Here is an 18511-nt window from a genome sequence, read left to right as displayed (position 1 = left end):
GGCGTACGTTTCCTTGGGGAACGTACGCCCCCGTTCCATTCCCTGCGCGGCCGAATCGTTCATCTGCATTGTTGATCTCCCTTCACGTCGATGTATCGGTGACAGGATTTCATGAGGGTATGACAGATTTTGGCGATCAGTTTCAAACGCTCACCATAATTTCCGTCCTCAGTGGCACGAGATTCACACAATTCTCGCAACATAATGGAAATATGGATTTTTTCTGGAACATCCCGCTCACCGGTCTGCCCGCGCAGATCGTGATCTGGGCTCTCGTGGCAACGATCACCGTCGGTGCATTTGTCTACACATTCCGAGCAAACCGTGCTCGGGCTCGTCTTGCCCTGATCGTTGCTGGAATTATCGACGGCATCGCGGTTTTCGGCTTCTTCGTGTGGCCGAACCCCTGGCCAGGTGAAGTTCCATGGAATCTTTTCGTTGCCGGCTTCACTGCAGTTTTCACGATCGCAGGTGTCGCACTCGTTGCCGGTGCTCGGCTACGGTTACTCCCACTGGCAGTGCTCAGCGCGATTCTCACTTTCCTCGTCGCGAACCTTACCTACAAGGAATACACAAACTTCGGCTCCTTTTTGCCGCCCACCAACGTTGTTCGAATGAGCTACGAGGAGTTCACGCACCAGCAACGTCCGCCGGTCAACGAAGGTCGAACGGTCGGCGCCCTCGTGACGGTTCCGTTTGAAGGCCCGACGTCGGGCTTCCCTGCTCGCGACGCCGTCGCGTACATTCCACCCGCCTACTTCACCTCGCAAGAGCGCCTGCCCGTCGTCGTTCTTCTCGCCGGAAACCCCGGGACTCCCGATCACTGGTTCACTGCCGGCGATGCCGCAACAGCAGCCGACAACTACCAAAAGGCGCATGGCGGACGCTCCCCGATCATCATCTCGGTGGACGGCACTGGCTCGTTGATGGGGAACCCCGGGTGCGTCGACGGCCCCGTCTACAAGGTCCACACCTATCTCACCAAAGACGTGCCCGCTCTGATCAAGGAGCACTTCCGAGTCAACACCGACCAACACACCTGGTCGATCGGCGGCCTGTCCTACGGGGCAACCTGCTCTGTTCAAATCGCGACGACGGCGCCGGGAACCTATGGCGCGTTCCTCTCCTTCTCAGGCGACAAAACCCTCGAGGTCGGCAGCCGTGAAGCGACGATCAACACCCTCTTCGGTGGCGATACTGCCGCCTGGGAAGCTGCCGACCCCGCACACGTACTCGCGAAGGCAGCCGATACCCGCTCAGACGTCTTCAGCGGACAACGCGGAATGTTTATCTCCGGAGCAGAAGATGCCGAGGCGATCACCTCACAGGAATACCTTGCGAGGCTCGCGATGAACGCAGGGATGAATGTGTCAACCTTCACTGTTCCAGGCGGGCACAGCTTTGACGTGTGGCGGGCTGCTTTCGTCAAAGCGCTCCCCTTCGCCGCTCAGACCATTGGAGGGTTGAAGTGAAAGTATTCGCGATTGTCAAAAAGGCACCTGTTGCCATTGCGCTCCTCGTCACGATGTGGATCATGTGGCTCGCCCTCGGAGGCGATCACATGGCCCTCCGCCATACGTTTGGACTGCGCGCCAACGGCGATCTGAACTTCCTCCACGTGTTTAGCTCGGGGCTAACATCGGCCACTGCCCAAGGCGTGATCGGGGCAACGATTGGGATTCTCACGCTCGGAGTTGCGGCTGAGCGAGTGCTCGGCTCGATGCGTTTCGCGCTCCTCTCCCTTGCGATGCACACCATCTTCGCCCCATTCGGCCTGTGGTTCGCTGTTATCTCCGAACCATTCCTTGAGTCGATTGCCACGGCCGGTACATCCGACATCTTGCTCTCTCCAGGGGCATGGATCTTCGGCACGTCGATGTTCGCTACCGCATTCATGCCAGCCATCTGGAAGCGCCGCCTTCGCCTTGCCGCTTTCGTCATTTCGGCAACTCAGATGCTCTTCCTCGGCACGGTGACGAACACGGTGTCATTCATCGCCGTGATCGGCGGTATCATCGCTGGCTCCCTTGTCGCTGGCCTCGGAGTTCCACGCCTGCGTACCCTCCGTCAGTCCTCGGCACGTGAGAAGCGCGTTCTCGTTGCCGTTCTCCTTGGCACGGTCGCGGTCGTTCCCGTCCTCATCGGCGCTCATCCGGCGGCATCTGGCTTGTTTGTGGATGCGAGTTTCCTCATTTGGCAACCTTTTGCCCTTGCGTTCCACGCTGATTGGGCGTGTGCCGCTGGCGACGCAGCTCGCTGTGCCTCGATGGGCAGTCTCGTCAAGTTTGAGGGACCATCCAATACGATTGCCAACCTTATTCCTGTGACTATCCAGTTGATTTTCGCGTGGGGGCTTGTGCGTGCCAAGCGTGCGGCCTGGATTGGCGCACTCGCCTCGACTCTTCTGACTGTAGTGATCGTCGTCGTCCAGTTCGTCCAGGTTGGCCTTATCGCAGGCGACTTGAGCGCAGTCATTGCTATTTGCGTGTTTTCGCTCATTCCATGGTTCGCCGTCACAATCGCACTCCTCGCAACCCGCACTCTGTACAGGGTACGGACCTCACGCAGTGAGCATGCACGCGCGCTTGCACTCGTTGGAACCGGCCTAGGTACTGCCGCCCTCATATGGTTTGCCGGGGCTTTGACGTTTTCCTCGCAATTCGCCCCTGCGATCGGATTGCGCGAGGCTCTTGGCGAGTTCGTTGTCCGTCTGCTCCCCCCAATTGCTTCGCTCTTCCTCCCACTCGGGAACGTGCCATCTGGAACCGGCGCGTGGAACGCTTTCATTTGGTCGGGAACAGTATTTTGGATTTTCATCGCGGTCGCATTGTTCTACCTGGTGGTTGATTCCCACTCAGATCTTCACTTCCACGACCGCGTCAAGGCGCGCCAAATCCTCGAGTCCGGCACCGGCGACCACCTGTCCTTCATGACGCTGTGGGAGGGAAACTCATATTTCTTCCACGAGCTCGGCTACGTAGCCTACCGTGTGTCGAATGGCGTCGCCGTGACGCTCGGCGGACCCGTGTTTGCTGGCCGCTCCTCCGACGCCGACCAGGAGACGGCCGACGACGCCGATGCTACGGCACGCGTAGAAACGGCACCGATATCCTTGCCCACGCAAGCTGAACGCGAGGAGTTAGCGTCTGCCTTCGAAGCGTTCGTCCAGCAACAGGGCTGGCACATCGCATGGTATTCAGTCAACGAATCCTTCCAGCGCCCAGGCTTCAAGAAGCTCCACGTCGCCGAGGAAGGCGTACTGCCCGCAGATACGAAGTTCACGGGCAAGAAATTCCAGAACGTTCGCACGGCGAAGAACAACGCAGCCAAGGAAGGCATCACGGCTGTCTGGACAGATTGGGAGAGCCTCGATCTAGACATGCGCGCCCGCGTCACAGCACTGTCCGAGCAATGGGTCGCCGAGAAGGCCCTCCCAGAAATGGGCTTCACCCTGGGCGCGTTGGACGAGCTGAAAGTTCCCGGAACGAAGATGATGCTCGCTATTGACAGCAAGCTGACGCTCCACGGAATCACCTCCTGGCTCCCCGTTTATGAGGGCGGCCAGCTCGTGGGCTACACGCTCGATTTCATGCGCCGTGATTCGGATGGCTGGCGTTCTGTGATCGAGTTCCTGCTTGGCGAGTCCGTGCCGAAGATGGATGAGCTCGGGTTGAAGTGGGTCTCGCTGTCGGGAGCGCCGCTTGCACGAAGCGAAGCGGCTTCAGATCCGTCGTTCCTCGACAACGTCCTGGATCGAGTGGGTGCAATCATCGAGCCTCTCTACGGCTTCCGCTCGCTGGCGGGCTCGAAATACAAGTTCAACCCCACACATGAAGGCTGGTACTTGGCTTACAACGACGAGCTCGCGCTCGGTGCCATCGGGCTCGCAATCTCGCACTGCTATCTGCCCGAGATCGGGCCGAAGGGAATGGCAGAGATCGTGCGCGTGTACTTCGAGGCTCAAAAGCAGGCGAAGATCGACGAAGAAGAAAAGGCCAAGCGCCGTGCTCTGGTTGAGGCGCGCGACGCCGTGGAGAAGGCTTTGCGGCGCGGGCAGGAGATCCCTGCCGAGGCGGCAAAGCTCCTTCCCGCGTGTGAAATCGACGCCATCGTAGCGAAGGTCAACAGCGAAACGTCCGTCTAATTTCACGCTCAGAAAAAGCTCGGGCATCGCCCGCTCCCGGTGTTCACGGCGGGAGCAGACGATGCCCGAGCGGTCTATTGAGGCAAGCGCGTTATCAGCGCAAGCGGCGGAGGAACTCACGCGTCTTATGTTCGCGAGGTGATCCGAACACGTCCGCAGGCGTACCCGATTCGAGCACTACGCCGTCGGCCATGAACACCACGTTGGTGGAGACGTCGCGGGCGAAGGTCATCTCGTGAGTTACCACCACCATCGTCATGCCCTCCTCGGCGAGCGAACGCATCACGTCCGTCACTTCGCCCACCATCTCCGGGTCCAGTGCTGAGGTCGGCTCGTCGAACAGCAACACTTCCGGGTCCATCGCCAGCGCACGCGAAATCGCAACACGTTGCTTCTGACCGCCCGAAATCTGGCGCGGCTTCGCGTTCACGTACGGGGCCATGCCCACGCGATCAAGGTAGTGGAGCGCCCTTTCGCGCGCTTCTTCCTTGCCTCGCCCGAGCACTTTCACCTGGCCAATCACGCAGTTCTCCAGCAGGGTCATGTTGTTGAACAGATTGAAGGATTGGAACACCATCCCCACCTTCGAACGGTAGGTGTGAGGGTTCAGTTCACGCACATCCTGGCCGTGGAAGCGAATCGTGCCGCCGCTAGGCTGCTCGAGCAGGTTAATGCAGCGCAGCATCGTGGACTTTCCGGAGCCGGACGCGCCGATCACCGTGGTCACGTCGCCGGCGCTCACCGTCAGGTCCACGCCGCGAAGCACCTCGTTTTTTCCGAAGCTCTTGCGAAGCCCCTCAATCTCAAGAATCGTCGCCATCTCAGTTTTCCTCCCCGGAAGTTGTGGCCTGGGTTTGTGCTCGCCCACCGGCGTCGTGAGCACGGCTGGCATTGGGCTCGCCCGCGCCGACGACGTCGGGGCGACGACGCGGCTCACGGAACGTATACGTACCTGCCGCCATCACCAGCTGATCCGAGTTGACCAACTCGTAGGATTCATCGCCGTCAAGGCGGCGCTCGAACCAGCGAAGCAACACCGAGGCGAGGAGAGTCACAGTCAAGTAACCGACCATCTCGATCGTCGCCGACGGGAAGTACTTGAAGATCGCGCCGGAGACCATCTTGTGCACCGAGAAGAACTCGGAGAACCCGATGATGAACATCACCGACGTGTCCTTGATGTTGATGATCAGGTTGTTGCCGATCTGTGGGAGGAGGCTACGCAGCGCCTGCGGAAGCACAACGTACAGCATCGTCTGAACGTGGCTCATACCGATTGCACGCGCGCCCTCGGTTTGGCCCGGGTCCACGGCGAAGATACCACCGCGCACCGACTCCGCGATATACGCGCCAGTGTTGATCGACACGACGAGAATTGAGACGGTCCAAATGTTCGTGAACTGCAGGGCATTATTCGTGAAGTACGGAAGGCCGTAGAAGATGAAGATCGCCTGCAGGATCATCGGGGTGCCGCGGAACACTTCGACGTAGATGCGGATCAGGGCTCGGATGATCCATAAACCGGCGCGGCGCGGCCACGCCATCGACGGCGGGTGCGGGATCGTCGTGAGCACACCACACGCGAACCCGATCAGGCAACCAATCAGTGTGGCCACCGTGGCGAGGATGAGCGTGTTGCCCATCCCCGCCAGGTAGATCCACCCGTACTGGTCGAGCAGGTAAATGATGTCGTTCCAGAGGGTCATGATGAATCCGTTACTCAGTTCTGGTTCTGCAGCGGCGCGATCTCCACCGCGTGTGCCATTTGGGCGTCGAAATCAGCCTGGGTTTGCCCCTCGAGAGCCTTATTGATCGCGTCCTTAAGCTGCGTGTTGCCGTTTCGCACCGAGATACCCACGTTCACGTCCTCACCGGAGACTGTGAAGTTGTCCTTTGTTCCGGTGAAGTCGAGGATCGTCAGGTCCGGGTAGGCGCGCACAGCACCTTGGGCGGTGGGCTTATCGCAGGGCGCGATCTCCACCTGACCAGTTTCGAGCGCCACGAGCATCGCCGGTGCCGATTCGACTGCGGGGAGGCGGTTGACGTTCGGGATCTGTGGAACCAACGAGTCATACCACACGGTGCCCGACTGCGAGGTGGCCTTCGCTCCTGCAAGGTCTGAAATGCCCTTCGCGCTGGCGAACTTCGAATCCTTCTTCGTGAGCACCACCATGTTGGCCACCTGGTACGGGCCGGCGAAGTCCACTTCCTTCTCACGCTCTGCCGTCATCGACTGACCCGCGATCACGGCGTCAACCGTGCCCGACTGCACGGCCGGGATGAGCGAATCCCAATCCAACTGGACGATTTCGAGCTTCCAGCCGTTCTTCTGCGCGATGTGCTTCGCCGTCATCACGTCGTAGCCGTTGGCAAACAGGTTCGAGCCCTTGATCGGCACGGCCCCGTTCGCATCCGTCGGCTGAGCCCAGTTGTAGGGCGCGTAAGCCGCTTCCATCGCCACTGTGAAGACGCCGTCTTCGACGCCGGTGCCGTTCGCAGCACCGGACGCACCAGCCGACGCCGGCGCAGGTGGGGCAGCCGGCGTCGGGGCCGCGCCCGTGGAGCACGCGCCGAGGGTCAGAGCAAAAGTGAGTGCGGCCAAAGCCTTGTAGTTGCGCATGTTGCGCTTCCTTCCATACGTTGTGATATTCGGTTCACATAAGCCACGGCCACAAAAAATGAGGCCATGTCTGTACATGACCTCATGCGTTTGCGTTCGCGCTCACGTATGGAATCATGACAGCTCTCCGCTTTCGCGACAGTCCATCAGGTATTCCCTGATGGCCCGGGTAATTCGTGATCGGTTGAACCACGATCCCCTCGGCAACCTTCCCTTTCGCTTCCCACCTCAACCGGGCGTTTTCTGGAAGCTACTGATGTTGGCTGCGCCTCTATCATGCTTATGTTGGGATTGATATTAGACCTCGGGTGGACATGTGCGCAAATCCCGGCGCGCCGCCGTCCACATAGTGAGAACCCGCAGGCCAGCGCCTCGAAATCCGAGCTCGCTGACCTGCGCTTCCCGCTTCTTCACGCCTCCCCTAGCAGGCGTGTGATTTCGTTGGCGCTCGGCACACGCCCCGAGACGAGTACCTTCTCATCCACGACGAGCCCCGGCGTCGAGAGGATCCCGTAGCTCATGATGTCCGCATAGTCCGTCACCTTTTCGACGGTGGCCTCCAGCCCGAGGGCCTCAACGGCTTCCTTCGCGTTTTTCTCCAGGTTCACGCAGTTCGTGCAACCCGGCCCGAGAATCTTGATATTCATTGTTCCTTCTTTCATTGTTGACAGGCGCGGCCTCGCTGCCGACGCCGGTTGGTTCTCAGTTGTCGACGGCGCCGGTTGGCACCTCGCGTTCGATACGGGCGAGCAGATCGCGCACGCGCCGCTCGATGTCATCGCGGATGAGCGCAACCTTTTCGATCGGCTGATCGGCTGGATCTTCCACCGGCCAATCTTCGTAGTACTTTCCGGGAAACACTGGGCAGGTTTCCCCGCATCCCATGGTGATCACCCAGTCAGCTTCCTTCACGCGATCCGGCGTGAGTGCCTGGGGTTGCTCCGAGAACGGTGTGAGCCCGATTTGCGCCAATGCCTCACGCGCCTGCGGGTGCACTTCGCGCCCCGGCGTCGTTCCGCCGGACATCACGCGCAGGTGCGGCGCAATATGTGCCATCAAAGCCGCAGCCATCTGCGAGCGGCCGGCGTTCTTTCGGCACGCAAACATTACGGTAGTCATTATTCTGCCTTTCAGAACAGAGCGTTGAACAGGTAGCCGACGGCGATGATCCCAACGGTCACCGCGCCGAAAAACAGTGCGAGAAGCTGAGGCTTGAGCACGCGGCGAAGCATGATCGCCTCAGGAATGGACAGCGCAATCGCGCCCATCATCAGGCTCATCACGGTTCCAAGCGGCAGACCCTTCGCCCACAGCGCCTCACCGATCGGAACCACGCCGCCACCGTTCACATACAGCGGCACGCCAAGAATCGTGGCCAACGGAACACCGAGCGGATTAACTGCGCCAAGGTAGCCTGCGAAGAAATCCGCAGGCACCCAGCCATGAATCGCGGCCCCGATCGCGACGCCGACGATCACCCACAGCCACACTTTGGAGAAAATATCGCGAGTTTCCGCGATCGCTGAGTTCACGCGTGCACGGGCTGGCATCCGACCACCCGACGTCGGGGCAGCGCCGAGCGTAATCCCAAACACAGATCCCTCTACCCACTTCTCCAAGTGGAATCGTGAAAAGACGAAACCAACCATCAGCGAGATCAGGGACCCTGCGGCAACGTATGCGCCTGCAATCCCCCAGCCGAACTGCGAACCGATGAGGATCGCCGCCGTTTCGCTCACCAGTGGCGACGCCACCAAGAACGTGAGCGTAATCGGTAGCGGAATCCCCGCTGCCACAAACCCGATGAACAGCGGGATCGACGAACACGAGCAGAAAGGCGTGACGACGCCGAGCACCACCGCAAGCACAAGCCCAACAAACAAACCCTTGCCCTCGAGGAACTCGCGTGCACGATCGAGGTTGAGGGATGCTCGAGCCACGCCGATCACAAACATGAGCCCCGTGAGGAGAAGAAGGATCTTGACAGTGTCCACGGCGAAAAAGTGGAGTGCTCCCCCAAGCCGACCCTCCACATCCAGGCCGAATACCTGCCCGAACAGCCACGTCCACAGCGACTCATTCGCGACGAAAGCAACAACCCAGCCAGTCACACCAGCCGCGAGAGTCCCCCAAAACCGACGCTCCGACGTCGGCGCTGTCAACTCGAGCATCTGCGTCATCGTGTCACCGCCGGCGACAGCGGAAGCGCATGCGCAAGCCGCGCCTCGGCGTCGGGAGCGATCGTGTAATCAACCCACCGGCCACGCCGCTCGGATGTGACCAGCCCGGCGTCGCGCAAGACCTTCAGATGGTAGCTCAGGCGGTTGTCCGGAATCGGCGGATTGGGCTGTAAATTGCACACGCACATCGGCTCGACGGCCTGCGCGATGCGTTCAAAAACCTCGAGCCGAACAGGATCCGCGAGCGCCGCAAAAAGCTGCGCCGCTCCAGCATATTCATCAACTAAGCGAACCATCAGGACCTCACTTCAAACGTTCTTGATTCAAGAATATGTGAAGTGAGCTGTGCGCGAGACCCCTCGAAACGAAGGATCCCCTTACCGGTACGCTAGCCCTGTGGAATCTTCACTTTCGGACGTTCACTCGTCACCACACGATTTTTCGCGGGAATCGGCTCTTTCGGCATTAACGGCACATCCAGCTTCTGCGGACGCATCGGCCACGCATTAATCACCGCCTGAGCGAAACGATGCGAACGCTCCGAACTCCCCTCTTGGTTGTAGTGCACGCCGTCGCCCTTGAGGAACCAGCCCGGCTTTACATCCTGATCCCAGGTGTAGACCCACATGTTCGGATACCGATTTTGCGCCTCGAACAGCGCCTTATTCCAAGCGTTCATCGCATCCTTCGAATACCACTTTGGCGAACCAGCAGGGTTCACTGTGGTCGAGATCCATAAAACCGGATACTTTCCGTTGATAATCCGCATCGTCTGGTCGATCGCCTTCGGCGCAAGCTCAAGCGCACCTCCGCGATTCAAATTCGCCGCGTTGTTCGTGCCCAACGCAATCACGAAACATGTATCAGGCAAAACACCCTTCGCCAAGATCTCTTTCAGCGAATCATTGCCCGACGGGTTCTCTTTGAAACCCTGGTTTGTGGCCCGGGCACCAAACGACGAGTTTTCCACCTTCTTTGCGCCGGTCGAGGCATAGACCTTGTAGGCGTTATCCGCCGGATCCAGGACACCCGAATCCGTGAACATCGACAGCGACGTCGAATCCCCCAGGTGCACGATCTCCTGACAACGCGTAGTGGTCGCCGCTAAATACTGGTCCTTTGCTAGCTGCTTCGCTTTCTCTTCCTCTCGGCGCTGTTCCTCGAGCTTCTTTGCACGCTCCTGCGCCAAAAATGCCTGGTGGTCCGCTTGCATTTTCTGGCCTGCCGACGCCGGCGCGAGAATACCGGCAAACGCCACAGCGAGCGCCACCGGGAAGGCCCAGATCGCCTTCGGGAAGCGAGCCTGCCTGCGAAGCCACGCGAGAATCGGTGGAATGAGACCGTGACGGCGAATCGGATCCTCAACGAGCGTCCACGACAGCGACGCAAGAACAATCGACGCGACCGTCACCACCGACGTCGACGCCCACAACGGGAGCAGATCAAGCCCAGGCTTTCCAAAAGCAATCACCGGCATGTGCCACAAATAAATCGCGTAGCTACGCTCCCCCACCCAGGCAATTGGTGCGAGCCCAAAAAGCGCCCAACGAGCGTGCGTTGATGACTTACCCCGTACAGCAGGCCAGCCGATGCGATACCCACAAGCACAAGGCCGTACGTGTACAGATAAGACGCGTTATCGTCGGTACGCAACATCATCCCGACGACCACCGCTACACCCGCAAGTCCAGCAATTTCAGCGAAAAGCCGCCCCGACGTCGTCTCCTCACCATTTTCCGCACTCCGGCGCGTCACCAGCATCGCCAACACGGCACCGATCAACAAGCTACCCGCGCGCGTGTCAGTGCCCTCATAGATCCGAGTGGCCTCATACCCAAGCGAATGCGCGTACGCCATCCACCCAAACGACGCCGCGGCGAGAACCATCGTCAGCGCAACCACAGTCGCTTTCCTGCCGCGAGCGAGCACGAGGAACAGGAACAGCACCAGTGGCCAAAACACGTAGAACTGCTCCTCCACCGAGAGCGACCACATGTGCTCGAGCGGGCTCGCCTCAAACTGGTCAAAATACGAATCGCCGTAGACGATGCTGGCCCAGTTATTCACGTAAAAAATCGCGGTGAGCCCGCCAAAGCGGTAGTCGGCCCACTTGTTCGCAGCCAGGAAAGGAGTCAGCGCCCACACCACCAACACCACCAAGATCACCGCAGGCATCAGCCTACGCAGACGGCGAAGCCAAAACGTTTTCAAACCCAGGTTTCCATGGCGATACCACGACCGCATCAAGTTCCCCGTAATCAAGAAACCCGAGATCGTGAAGAAAACGGCAACTCCCAGGAGGCCGCCCGGCATCCACGCGAGTTTCATGTGATAAAAAATCACAGCAAGAACCGCGAGGGTGCGTATGCCATCGATCGCGGGATTGTAGCGTGAAGAATGACCAATCGGTTTTGGCATAGTTGCTCTATTCCATTGATTATGCATTCATACCGTAGGCCGTTATGGGAAGCCGATTCATCCGCGCAGGCGTAACATCGCCCACACCGGGCGTGGCAACAAGCCGTAGACTCGACGCAACCCGCGCACCGACGTCGTCGGGATTACTCCTCGAATCGTGAGCGCGCAGTCAACGCCGCCGCGAGCGCGTTTGCGATCGTCCCGAGCGCGCCATAGGCCGCACCGAACACGATCCAGGCCATATCGCGGTCGATGAAAGCCCACACCACAGAGGCGAGCACGGGCAGAGCAAGCCACAGCACGTTATAACCGCGGCGAGCACCATCCCACGCGGCCAACACCATCGTGACCAGTGGCAACAGTATGAGCAAAATCGTCAACTCAGGCCAGGAATACGGATCTCCCCACACCGAATAGGAAGCGACCGTAACCGGCGGGATCACAACATAGGCGACGAGCAGGGCAGCCAGGCGGTACCAGGTAGAACGGTGAACAGCGTGCATACGGGAATTTTGCCACACGGCTAGGCCAGCGCCTCAACGTAGACCCAGCGGCCGCCACGTTTCACAAACGCAGAGCGCTCCTCCATCACACCAGGCTCGCCAGCGGAAACGTAATGCGCACGAAACGTGACCTCTCCGGCGTCGTCAGCTACAGCGCCGTCCACAATCGCCAGTATTTCCAGGCCCGTCCAGGCAATGCCAGCCGATGAAAGATCCGCTGGGCGGGTGCGCGGATGCCAGGTGGCGAACGCATAATTCAGCCGGCCGAGCGCGTAGGCGCTGTAGCGGGCGCGCATCAACGCGACGGCAGTTGGCGCGGGGGCGCCGTCATGGAACGGCTCGCAGCACTCGGCGTATGTGGATCCGGAGCCGCACGGACACATCAAATCAGACACGTGCAGAGCGTACCATCTTCGGCGCACAGCGCTCTTCGGCCCTATTCCGCGCTCACAAAATCCTCAGAACGCCTGCCCGATTCCTCTACCGTCGCTATTCCCGAACCAGTTTTAGTGCGCCGATCGAGATCCGCCGCGCATCTTTGCCCAGACACCGATCCGCGCACTAAAACTTGTCGCGGTACGAACTCGCACCTGCCTCGCTTATACCTAATCTTCCTCATCACAGTCCCGGCCACTCCCACCCAGCCGCCCAACTTTAGTGCGCCGATCGAGATCCGCCGCGCATCTTTGCCCGGCTACCAATCCGCACACTAAAACCGGTCACCACGGGTACTAGCCACGCGGCCCGACCACCCCGCGCCAAACTCGCCTAAGTCATCCCCTCCCATCCGCCCCTGCTTCGCTGAACCACTTTTAGTGCGCCTATCGAGATCCGCCGCGCATCTTTGCCCGGCTACCAATCCGCACACTAAAACCGGTCACCACGCCCCCCCCACAATTACAAAGCGTTACAGATAGTGACGGCGGCCGCGTCTGAAGCAGCACGTGCGATAACCTATTGAGACCAATATTCACAACGGGGTGAGTATTGAAGACATCAAGGAGGCCACATGAGCCATCGATATGACGGCAAAATCGATTTTGACCACCTCGAGTTCGCCACACTCGAGGACGACGCCACAGAACAGCAGTACGCAGACCGGTTCAAAGCAACTGCGCCAGATACCTTCGCACGCTACTTGCGACGCCGGTGGGTCGTCTTCGCTGTCGCTTACTTCGGCTACGTCTGCGCATACCTGGTGCGAAATAATTTCAAGCTTCAATCCGAACAGATCCGCCTAGAAAACGGTTGGGAGCTCACCCAAATCGGCATTATCCTCACCGCCTTCACACTGACATATGGGTTCGCGAAATTCTTCATGGGCGTGCTCTCGGACCGCGTTTCTCTTCGTCGTATTTTCGCCGGTAGCCTCGGCGGCTCGGCCCTGATCTGCATCGCGATGGGTTACGTCCATAATTTCTGGCTCCTGTTCGCGCTCATGCTTGTGCTGGGGACTTTGCAAGGCGCACTCGCACCTAGCTCGATGGCGATGATCGCGAACTGGTATCCGAACCGTTCGCGCGGCTCTGGTATCGCGATCTGGAACACCTCACAGAATCTGGGCGGCGCAGGCCTTCCCCTCATCATTTCGTGGATCGCCGCGCTCGGAGGCGCAGGCTCAACTCACCTCGGCTTCCTCATCCCCGGCATGTTCGTCGTCGTCCTCTCGTTTGTGTTCTGGCGCTATGGCGGCGACCGGCCAGAGGATGAACACATGCCACGGTTGAACACGATCTACGGCCCATACGGCGAGCCCGACGTCGACGACGTCCCCGAAGACGGCTACTGGACCACTTTCTACCGCTTTGTGATTACCTCGCCTGTCGTTCTGATCGTCGCGCTCATCAATGCAATTCTTTACTTCCTGCGCTTCGGCATCCTGAACTGGATGCCAGCGTTCCTCGGCACCGAAATGGGGTTCGAAAAGTACCAATACCTCACCGCTTTTTCCGTGCTGGAATGGGTGGCCATCCCTGGCTGTTTCTTCTTTGCATGGGTCGCGATCAAGGCGCCAAACCGCCAGTCAATCGTTGGCTCGATTGGGTTGATCGGCCTCGCCGCGCTCGTGTGGGTGTACATGGGCAACCATAACTATGTGGTACTCCTGATCGTCTCGGGATTGATGGGGGCGCTCATCTACGGCCCGCAGCTGATCGTCAACATCATGACCTTGAACGTTGTTCCACTCAAAGCGGCTGGCGCTGCCGTTGGTTTCGTTGGGTTGTTCGGATATATCGTCGGTGAAATGGCTGCGAACCTCGTGATGCCGATCCTGGCCGAGCATCTGTCCTGGACGGCGTCGTTCTTCGTGCTGTTCGCGCTCGCGATACTTGGAGGTGTTCTCTACCTCTTTATCTCGCGGTACGAGAAGAAGATCGTGAAAGCATAGTGTTGAAACATCAGCGGGGTCATCACCAATCTGCCTATTGGCGATGACCCCGCATTGCTGTACGGTGGCAACATGGTGAACGAGTCATCTTCAGAATTTCCGCGCCCGCTCACCGGGCAGGAAGCAGAGGTTGTTGAGGCGATGGTCCTCAACGGAACGTCCAGCCACGCCCAGCCCACGCAGGCCGACCGCGAGCGCTGGCTCACGCAGATCCCCAACCTGGTGGTGACGGGCCGGTGCGATTGCGGAACGTGCTACTCGATCAACTTTTTCGAGGAGCAAACTGACGGCGCCGATTTCGTTCTCGATGGTTTCTCGCCGCGTGACGAGATGGTGATGCTCTTGGTCGACGGCGACCGTCTTTCCTCGCTCGAGATCCCTCCTCTCGCCGACGACCTGCCCACCACGCTCCCCCGAGCGAGTGAGCTTTCATTCCCTGAGTGGGAGCCTGTCGACTAACCATGGACACCTCGGTGGTAGGGTGGTGAGTGGGTTCCAAGCCGCGATCAGTGACGCTCGCCGGCTCCCCCAACTCGTATTTTTTCGTCTTTCTTGGAGAAAATCATGGCCACGATGCACAACGACGTCATCATTCGTGCCCCACATTCGCCGCATCCCGTCGGCGTTCCATCAGTGCGCCCGGCGATCGTCCTTTCGCCGACAAGCGCGCTTCCCGTGATCACGTATTGGGGCGAGGACCTCCCGCTGGAGCACCCTGCGCTCCTTGCGTCCCAATCACCGCAGCTGATCAACGCCGGAATCGACCGCGCAGAGATCCCCTCGATTCTTCCTCACCAGGCCGAAGGCTGGAGCGGCGCGCCGTTCCTCATGTTGCGCCGCGACGGCATTGCGGTTTTCCCCGCGTTTACTGTCCGCGAGGCTGCCGCCACCGAGTCGAGGTACGAGTTAACCGCCGACGCCGACGGCGTCGAGTTGCACTACGCAATTGCGCTGGAGAAGGGCGGGCTTGCTTGGCAAGAGGCAAAGCTGACAAACACGGGTGCAGAACCGCTCGAAGTGGTCCAGCTCCGGCTCGCTTTCCCGGTGCCGTCGTCGGCGAGCGAGCTGCTCACGTTTAGCGGCCATCACCTGCGTGAACGCGCCCCGATCCGGTCCGAATTTTCGCAGGGGTTACACAGCCAGCAGTCCTGGATGGGCCGGCCGGACTTCAACTCTGGCTTCATGACGATCGCAGGGACGCCGGGCTTCGGTTTTACGCGAGGCGCAGTGTACGCAAGCCACGTCGCCTGGAGTGGCAACGTAGAGCACTTCGCGTTGCGCACTCCTTACTCGGCGGGCCTCATCGGCGGCAGCGAGTTGCTCTACCCGGGAGAGGTTGTGCTCGAGCCGGGCGCCAGCTACACGTCCCCGCGCGTGTACGGCGGGTTTGGGCACGGTTTGAACGAGGTGTCACACCAGTTCCACACGCACATCCGCGCGTTGCATGCGATGACGCCGGGGCGCGAGTTGCGCCGCCCGGTGACGTTGAACACGTGGGAGGCGGTGTATTTTGACCAGCGTCCTGGAACGTTGCTCGCTCTGGCTCAAACTGCGGCGGAGACTGGCGTGGAGCGTTTCGTTGTCGACGACGGCTGGTTCGTGGGCCGTTCGAACGATTTCCAAGCCCTTGGTGATTGGTATGTGAGTACCGAGAAGTGGCCGAATGGGCTCGAGGAGATCGCGGGGCGCGTTCACTCGCTTGGTATGGAATTTGGCTTGTGGTTCGAGCCAGAGATGATTTCGCTCGATTCCGGTGCTGCGCGTGCCCATCCTGAGTGGGTGTTGCGCCCGAGCCCCGATCGTTTGCCGCTTCCTGGCCGCCACGAGTATGTGATCGATTTAACGAACCCGCGAGCCTTCAGTTATCTCTTTGACAGGATCTCTACCCTTATTGGAGAACTGGGCATCGACTACATCAAGTGGGATCACAACCGGTTTATCACGGAGGCGATTTCCCCGGCGACAGGCCGGCCGGCCGTTCACGATCAGACACTCGCCTATTACCGTCTGGTGCGCGAGCTTCGCACTGCTCACCCGCAGCTCGTGATTGAGAATTGCGCTTCTGGTGGCGGGCGAGTGGACCTGGCTGCGATGGCGATCGCGAGTTCAGTGTGGGCGTCGGACTGCACGGACCCGGTCGAGCGGGCTACGATCCAGCGTTACACTTCGTTGCTTGTCCCACCGGAGATGATTGGCGCGCATGTGGCCGCGTCGCCGTCGCATCAGACGAACCGGACGACAACGTTGACGACGCGCGCCGCTGTCGCGTTCTGCTACGGTTTCGGGTTCGAGATGGATATTTCTCGGATGAGCGATTTCGAGAGGGTGCTGGCTCGCGAGTGGGTAGCGCTACATCGTGAGCTGATCGAAGCACCGATGAACGCGGTGCATGGGGATAGTTCCGACCCGTCCGTGACTGTTGACGGCGTAGTGAGCGTTGATTGTCAGCATGCGGTCTACGCCGTGACCCAGCTTGCGACGTCGGCGAACTATCCGATCGCTCCGATCCAGTTGCCGGGTTTACGCCCTGAGCTGGTGTATCGCGTGCGCCCGCTTGGGGGCGCGGCGCGCTACAGCGATTCCGACGTCGGTCGACCGGCACCCGCCTGGTGGAACGACGAGGGCATCGAGGTTCCGGGCCGTGTTCTCACCGACTGGGGTTTGCGTTCGAAGCACGTATTCCCCGGGAATGCGGTTCTCCTCGAGGTCGACGCCGTGGCACTGGTGTGCGATGGGCGAGCTGGACGCCAGTGAGGAGGGAGGGTCGAGGGCCGTTGTCTAACTGAGGTGAACCTTTTTGACGACAGGCTCGTCCTTCGGCGTGAGCAACGCACCGGCAAGCATTGCGAGCGCGCCGAGGACGACACCAATAAACACTGCCTGCGTTGATGCCGTCACGGATGCGGGCGTTGCTTGGCCACCATAGTAGCCGAGGACTGCATTCGACACCGCTCCGAAGACCGCCACGCCAACCGCACTTCCGATTGAGCGCGCAAAAGTGTTGATTGCGGTGACCTGTGCTCGTTGGTTCCACCCCACCGAGTTCTGTGCAGCAATCGTCGATGGTGCGGTTGCAAACCCCAGACCGAGCCCGAGAATGAATGCGAACCCTGCCACGAACCAGGCGCTGGGCCAGTGGACTGTCACGGCTAACAGGATTGAACCTATCAGAGCGATAACTGCGCCGAGCCGGATCGTTCGGTGAAAGCCGCGACGCAGGTAGAGCTTTGCGGAATTGCCACCGGCAAGCGGCCACCCGAGGGTCATCGCAGCGACGGCGAGGCCAGCAAGAATCGGCGAAATCCCGGTGGCTTGCTGAAGGAAGTTCGGGGCGAAGCTTGTCACTCCAACCGTCAGCGCACCGATGGAGACCATGGTCAGCGAGGTCGCCACGATCAGCCGTTTCTTCATCAGTCGGAACTCCACCACGGGCTCCTCTGCGCGGGGTTCGATCACACCCATCAGCGCGAGAAGCGCGACACCGACGCCGAAAGCGACTCCCGTCTGCCACGACAGCCACGGCCATGCGATTCCGCCTTCGAGGATTCCAAGCACGAGCGACGTCAGGCCAACTGTCATTGTGATGGCACCGAGGTAATCGATCCTGCGCGAGGGGTGCTCACCGACGTCGGCAAACTTGCGCCACACGAGAATGAGGGCGAGGAGCGCAAAAGGAACGTTCACGAAGAAAATCCCGCGCCAGGCGCCAACTTCCGCAAAGAAGCCGCCAAGAAGCGGGCCGATCACCGAACTCACTGCCCAAACGCTCGCCATGTAGCCTTGGACTTTTCCTCGCTGCTCGAGCGTGTAGATATCGCCAAGGATCGTCATCGCCATCGGGCCGACCGCGCCAGCACCGACGCCCTGGATCGCGCGCGAGATGATGAGCGATGTCATCGAGGTAGCGAAGCCAGCAGAGACAGACGAGAGCAGAAACACGACAATTCCGAAAACGAGAATGGGCTTGCGCCCGTGCATGTCAGCGAGCTTGCCATAGACGGGAACAGTCACTGCCTGCGTGAGGAGGTAGATTGAGAACAGCCACGGGAACCGCGAGTACTCTCCCAGATCACTGATCACAGACGGTACGGCGGTCGCCAAAATCGTCGCGTCCATTGCGATAAGCGCGTTTGCGAGCATCAGTGCGAAGAGCACCGGCGTGTTTTCGTCGCGCAGTGGCGACCAGGAGTCGTTCGTTCTCATACTCCCAATAATACTTTTGTTTTCAACTATATTCCGTTGCGTGTCTCACATTAT

General features: G+C 59.9%; 17 protein-coding genes and 1 riboswitch. Of the genes, 5 read left to right on the top strand and 12 right to left on the bottom strand.

All coding sequences use genetic code 11. The features are described from left to right. The first annotated feature begins 212 nt into the window (after positions 1-212). Complete coding sequence (locus tag P8A24_RS03900; RefSeq protein WP_278059942.1) at positions 213-1472, top strand: alpha/beta hydrolase; 1260 nt, start codon at positions 213-215, stop codon at positions 1470-1472. Continuing rightward, entirely contained in the window at positions 1469-4144 is a 2676-nt protein-coding gene (locus P8A24_RS03895) for a bifunctional lysylphosphatidylglycerol flippase/synthetase MprF (RefSeq protein WP_278059940.1), read from the top strand. The genes P8A24_RS03900 and P8A24_RS03895 overlap by 4 nt, the downstream gene beginning before the upstream one ends. A gap of 94 nt (positions 4145-4238) precedes the next feature. Here the strand turns inward: P8A24_RS03895 and P8A24_RS03890 are convergent, their stop codons facing one another. The 11 genes from P8A24_RS03890 to P8A24_RS03840 all read right to left on the bottom strand — a co-directional run bounded on the left by P8A24_RS03890 (position 4239) and on the right by P8A24_RS03840 (position 12260). Then, positions 4239-4964 carry an amino acid ABC transporter ATP-binding protein gene (locus tag P8A24_RS03890; protein WP_278059938.1) on the bottom strand — a complete coding sequence of 242 codons (726 nt, stop codon included), beginning with the start codon at positions 4962-4964 and terminating at the stop codon, positions 4239-4241. Between the two features lies 1 nt (position 4965). Then, positions 4966-5850 (bottom strand): amino acid ABC transporter permease, encoded by an 885-nt coding sequence (locus P8A24_RS03885; RefSeq protein ID WP_278059936.1) that lies wholly within the window; start codon positions 5848-5850, stop codon positions 4966-4968. A 14-nt stretch (positions 5851-5864) separates the two neighbouring features. Then, the gene (locus P8A24_RS03880) at positions 5865-6764 is read right to left on the bottom strand and encodes a transporter substrate-binding domain-containing protein (protein WP_278059934.1); all 900 of its coding nucleotides are present in this window, start codon (positions 6762-6764) and stop codon (positions 5865-5867) included. 112 nt (positions 6765-6876) lie between these two features. Further along, positions 6877-7046, bottom strand: a riboswitch (Lysine riboswitch). A 128-nt stretch (positions 7047-7174) separates the two neighbouring features. Further along, entirely contained in the window at positions 7175-7411 is a 237-nt protein-coding gene (locus tag P8A24_RS03875) for a thioredoxin family protein (RefSeq protein ID WP_278059932.1), read from the bottom strand. 55 nt (positions 7412-7466) lie between these two features. Further along, a complete protein-coding gene (locus P8A24_RS03870) occupies positions 7467-7883 on the bottom strand; it encodes an arsenate-mycothiol transferase ArsC (protein WP_278059929.1) in 417 nt (138 codons plus the stop codon). Between the two features lie 11 nt (positions 7884-7894). Beyond that, the gene (locus P8A24_RS03865; protein ID WP_278059927.1) at positions 7895-8944 is read right to left on the bottom strand and encodes a permease; all 1050 of its coding nucleotides are present in this window, start codon (positions 8942-8944) and stop codon (positions 7895-7897) included. After that, positions 8941-9240: an ArsR/SmtB family transcription factor gene (locus P8A24_RS03860; RefSeq protein WP_278059925.1), complete on the bottom strand. Its 300-nt coding sequence runs from the start codon at positions 9238-9240 to the stop codon at positions 8941-8943. Before P8A24_RS03860 ends, P8A24_RS03865 begins: the two co-directional genes overlap by 4 nt. A 92-nt stretch (positions 9241-9332) precedes the next feature. Continuing rightward, the gene (locus P8A24_RS03855) at positions 9333-10421 is read right to left on the bottom strand and encodes an SGNH/GDSL hydrolase family protein (protein WP_278059922.1); all 1089 of its coding nucleotides are present in this window, start codon (positions 10419-10421) and stop codon (positions 9333-9335) included. Then, positions 10412-11362 carry an acyltransferase family protein gene (locus P8A24_RS03850; RefSeq protein ID WP_278059921.1) on the bottom strand — a complete coding sequence of 317 codons (951 nt, stop codon included), beginning with the start codon at positions 11360-11362 and terminating at the stop codon, positions 10412-10414. The genes P8A24_RS03855 and P8A24_RS03850 overlap by 10 nt, the downstream gene beginning before the upstream one ends. 143 nt (positions 11363-11505) lie before the next feature. Next, positions 11506-11865: a hypothetical protein gene (locus P8A24_RS03845; protein WP_278059919.1), complete on the bottom strand. Its 360-nt coding sequence runs from the start codon at positions 11863-11865 to the stop codon at positions 11506-11508. A gap of 20 nt (positions 11866-11885) precedes the next feature. Further along, the gene (locus tag P8A24_RS03840) at positions 11886-12260 is read right to left on the bottom strand and encodes a YchJ family protein (RefSeq protein WP_278059917.1); all 375 of its coding nucleotides are present in this window, start codon (positions 12258-12260) and stop codon (positions 11886-11888) included. Between the two features lie 614 nt (positions 12261-12874). Here P8A24_RS03840 and P8A24_RS03835 point away from each other — a divergent pair. The 3 genes from P8A24_RS03835 (at position 12875) to P8A24_RS03825 (ending at position 17008) form a co-directional block, all read left to right on the top strand. Beyond that, complete coding sequence (locus tag P8A24_RS03835) at positions 12875-14254, top strand: MFS transporter (RefSeq protein ID WP_278059914.1); 1380 nt, start codon at positions 12875-12877, stop codon at positions 14252-14254. Between the two features lie 72 nt (positions 14255-14326). Then, positions 14327-14713, top strand: coding sequence for a hypothetical protein (locus P8A24_RS03830; RefSeq protein WP_278059912.1), 387 nt, complete (start codon positions 14327-14329; stop codon positions 14711-14713). A gap of 105 nt (positions 14714-14818) precedes the next feature. Beyond that, positions 14819-17008, top strand: a complete 2190-nt coding sequence (locus P8A24_RS03825) for an alpha-galactosidase (RefSeq protein WP_278059910.1) — start codon at positions 14819-14821, stop codon at positions 17006-17008. 24 nt (positions 17009-17032) lie between these two features. On the opposite strand, the gene P8A24_RS03820 is transcribed toward P8A24_RS03825, so the two are convergent. After that, positions 17033-18457 carry an MDR family MFS transporter gene (locus P8A24_RS03820; RefSeq protein WP_278059908.1) on the bottom strand — a complete coding sequence of 475 codons (1425 nt, stop codon included), beginning with the start codon at positions 18455-18457 and terminating at the stop codon, positions 17033-17035. Between the last annotated feature and the right edge of the window lie 54 nt (positions 18458-18511).

It is taken from the genome of Arcanobacterium wilhelmae (genome assembly GCF_029632765.1).
Lineage (GTDB): Bacteria > Actinomycetota > Actinomycetes > Actinomycetales > Actinomycetaceae > Arcanobacterium > Arcanobacterium wilhelmae.
The sequence above is the reverse complement of the archived record's forward strand: the minus strand, read 5'-3'. Positions and strand labels throughout refer to the sequence as shown.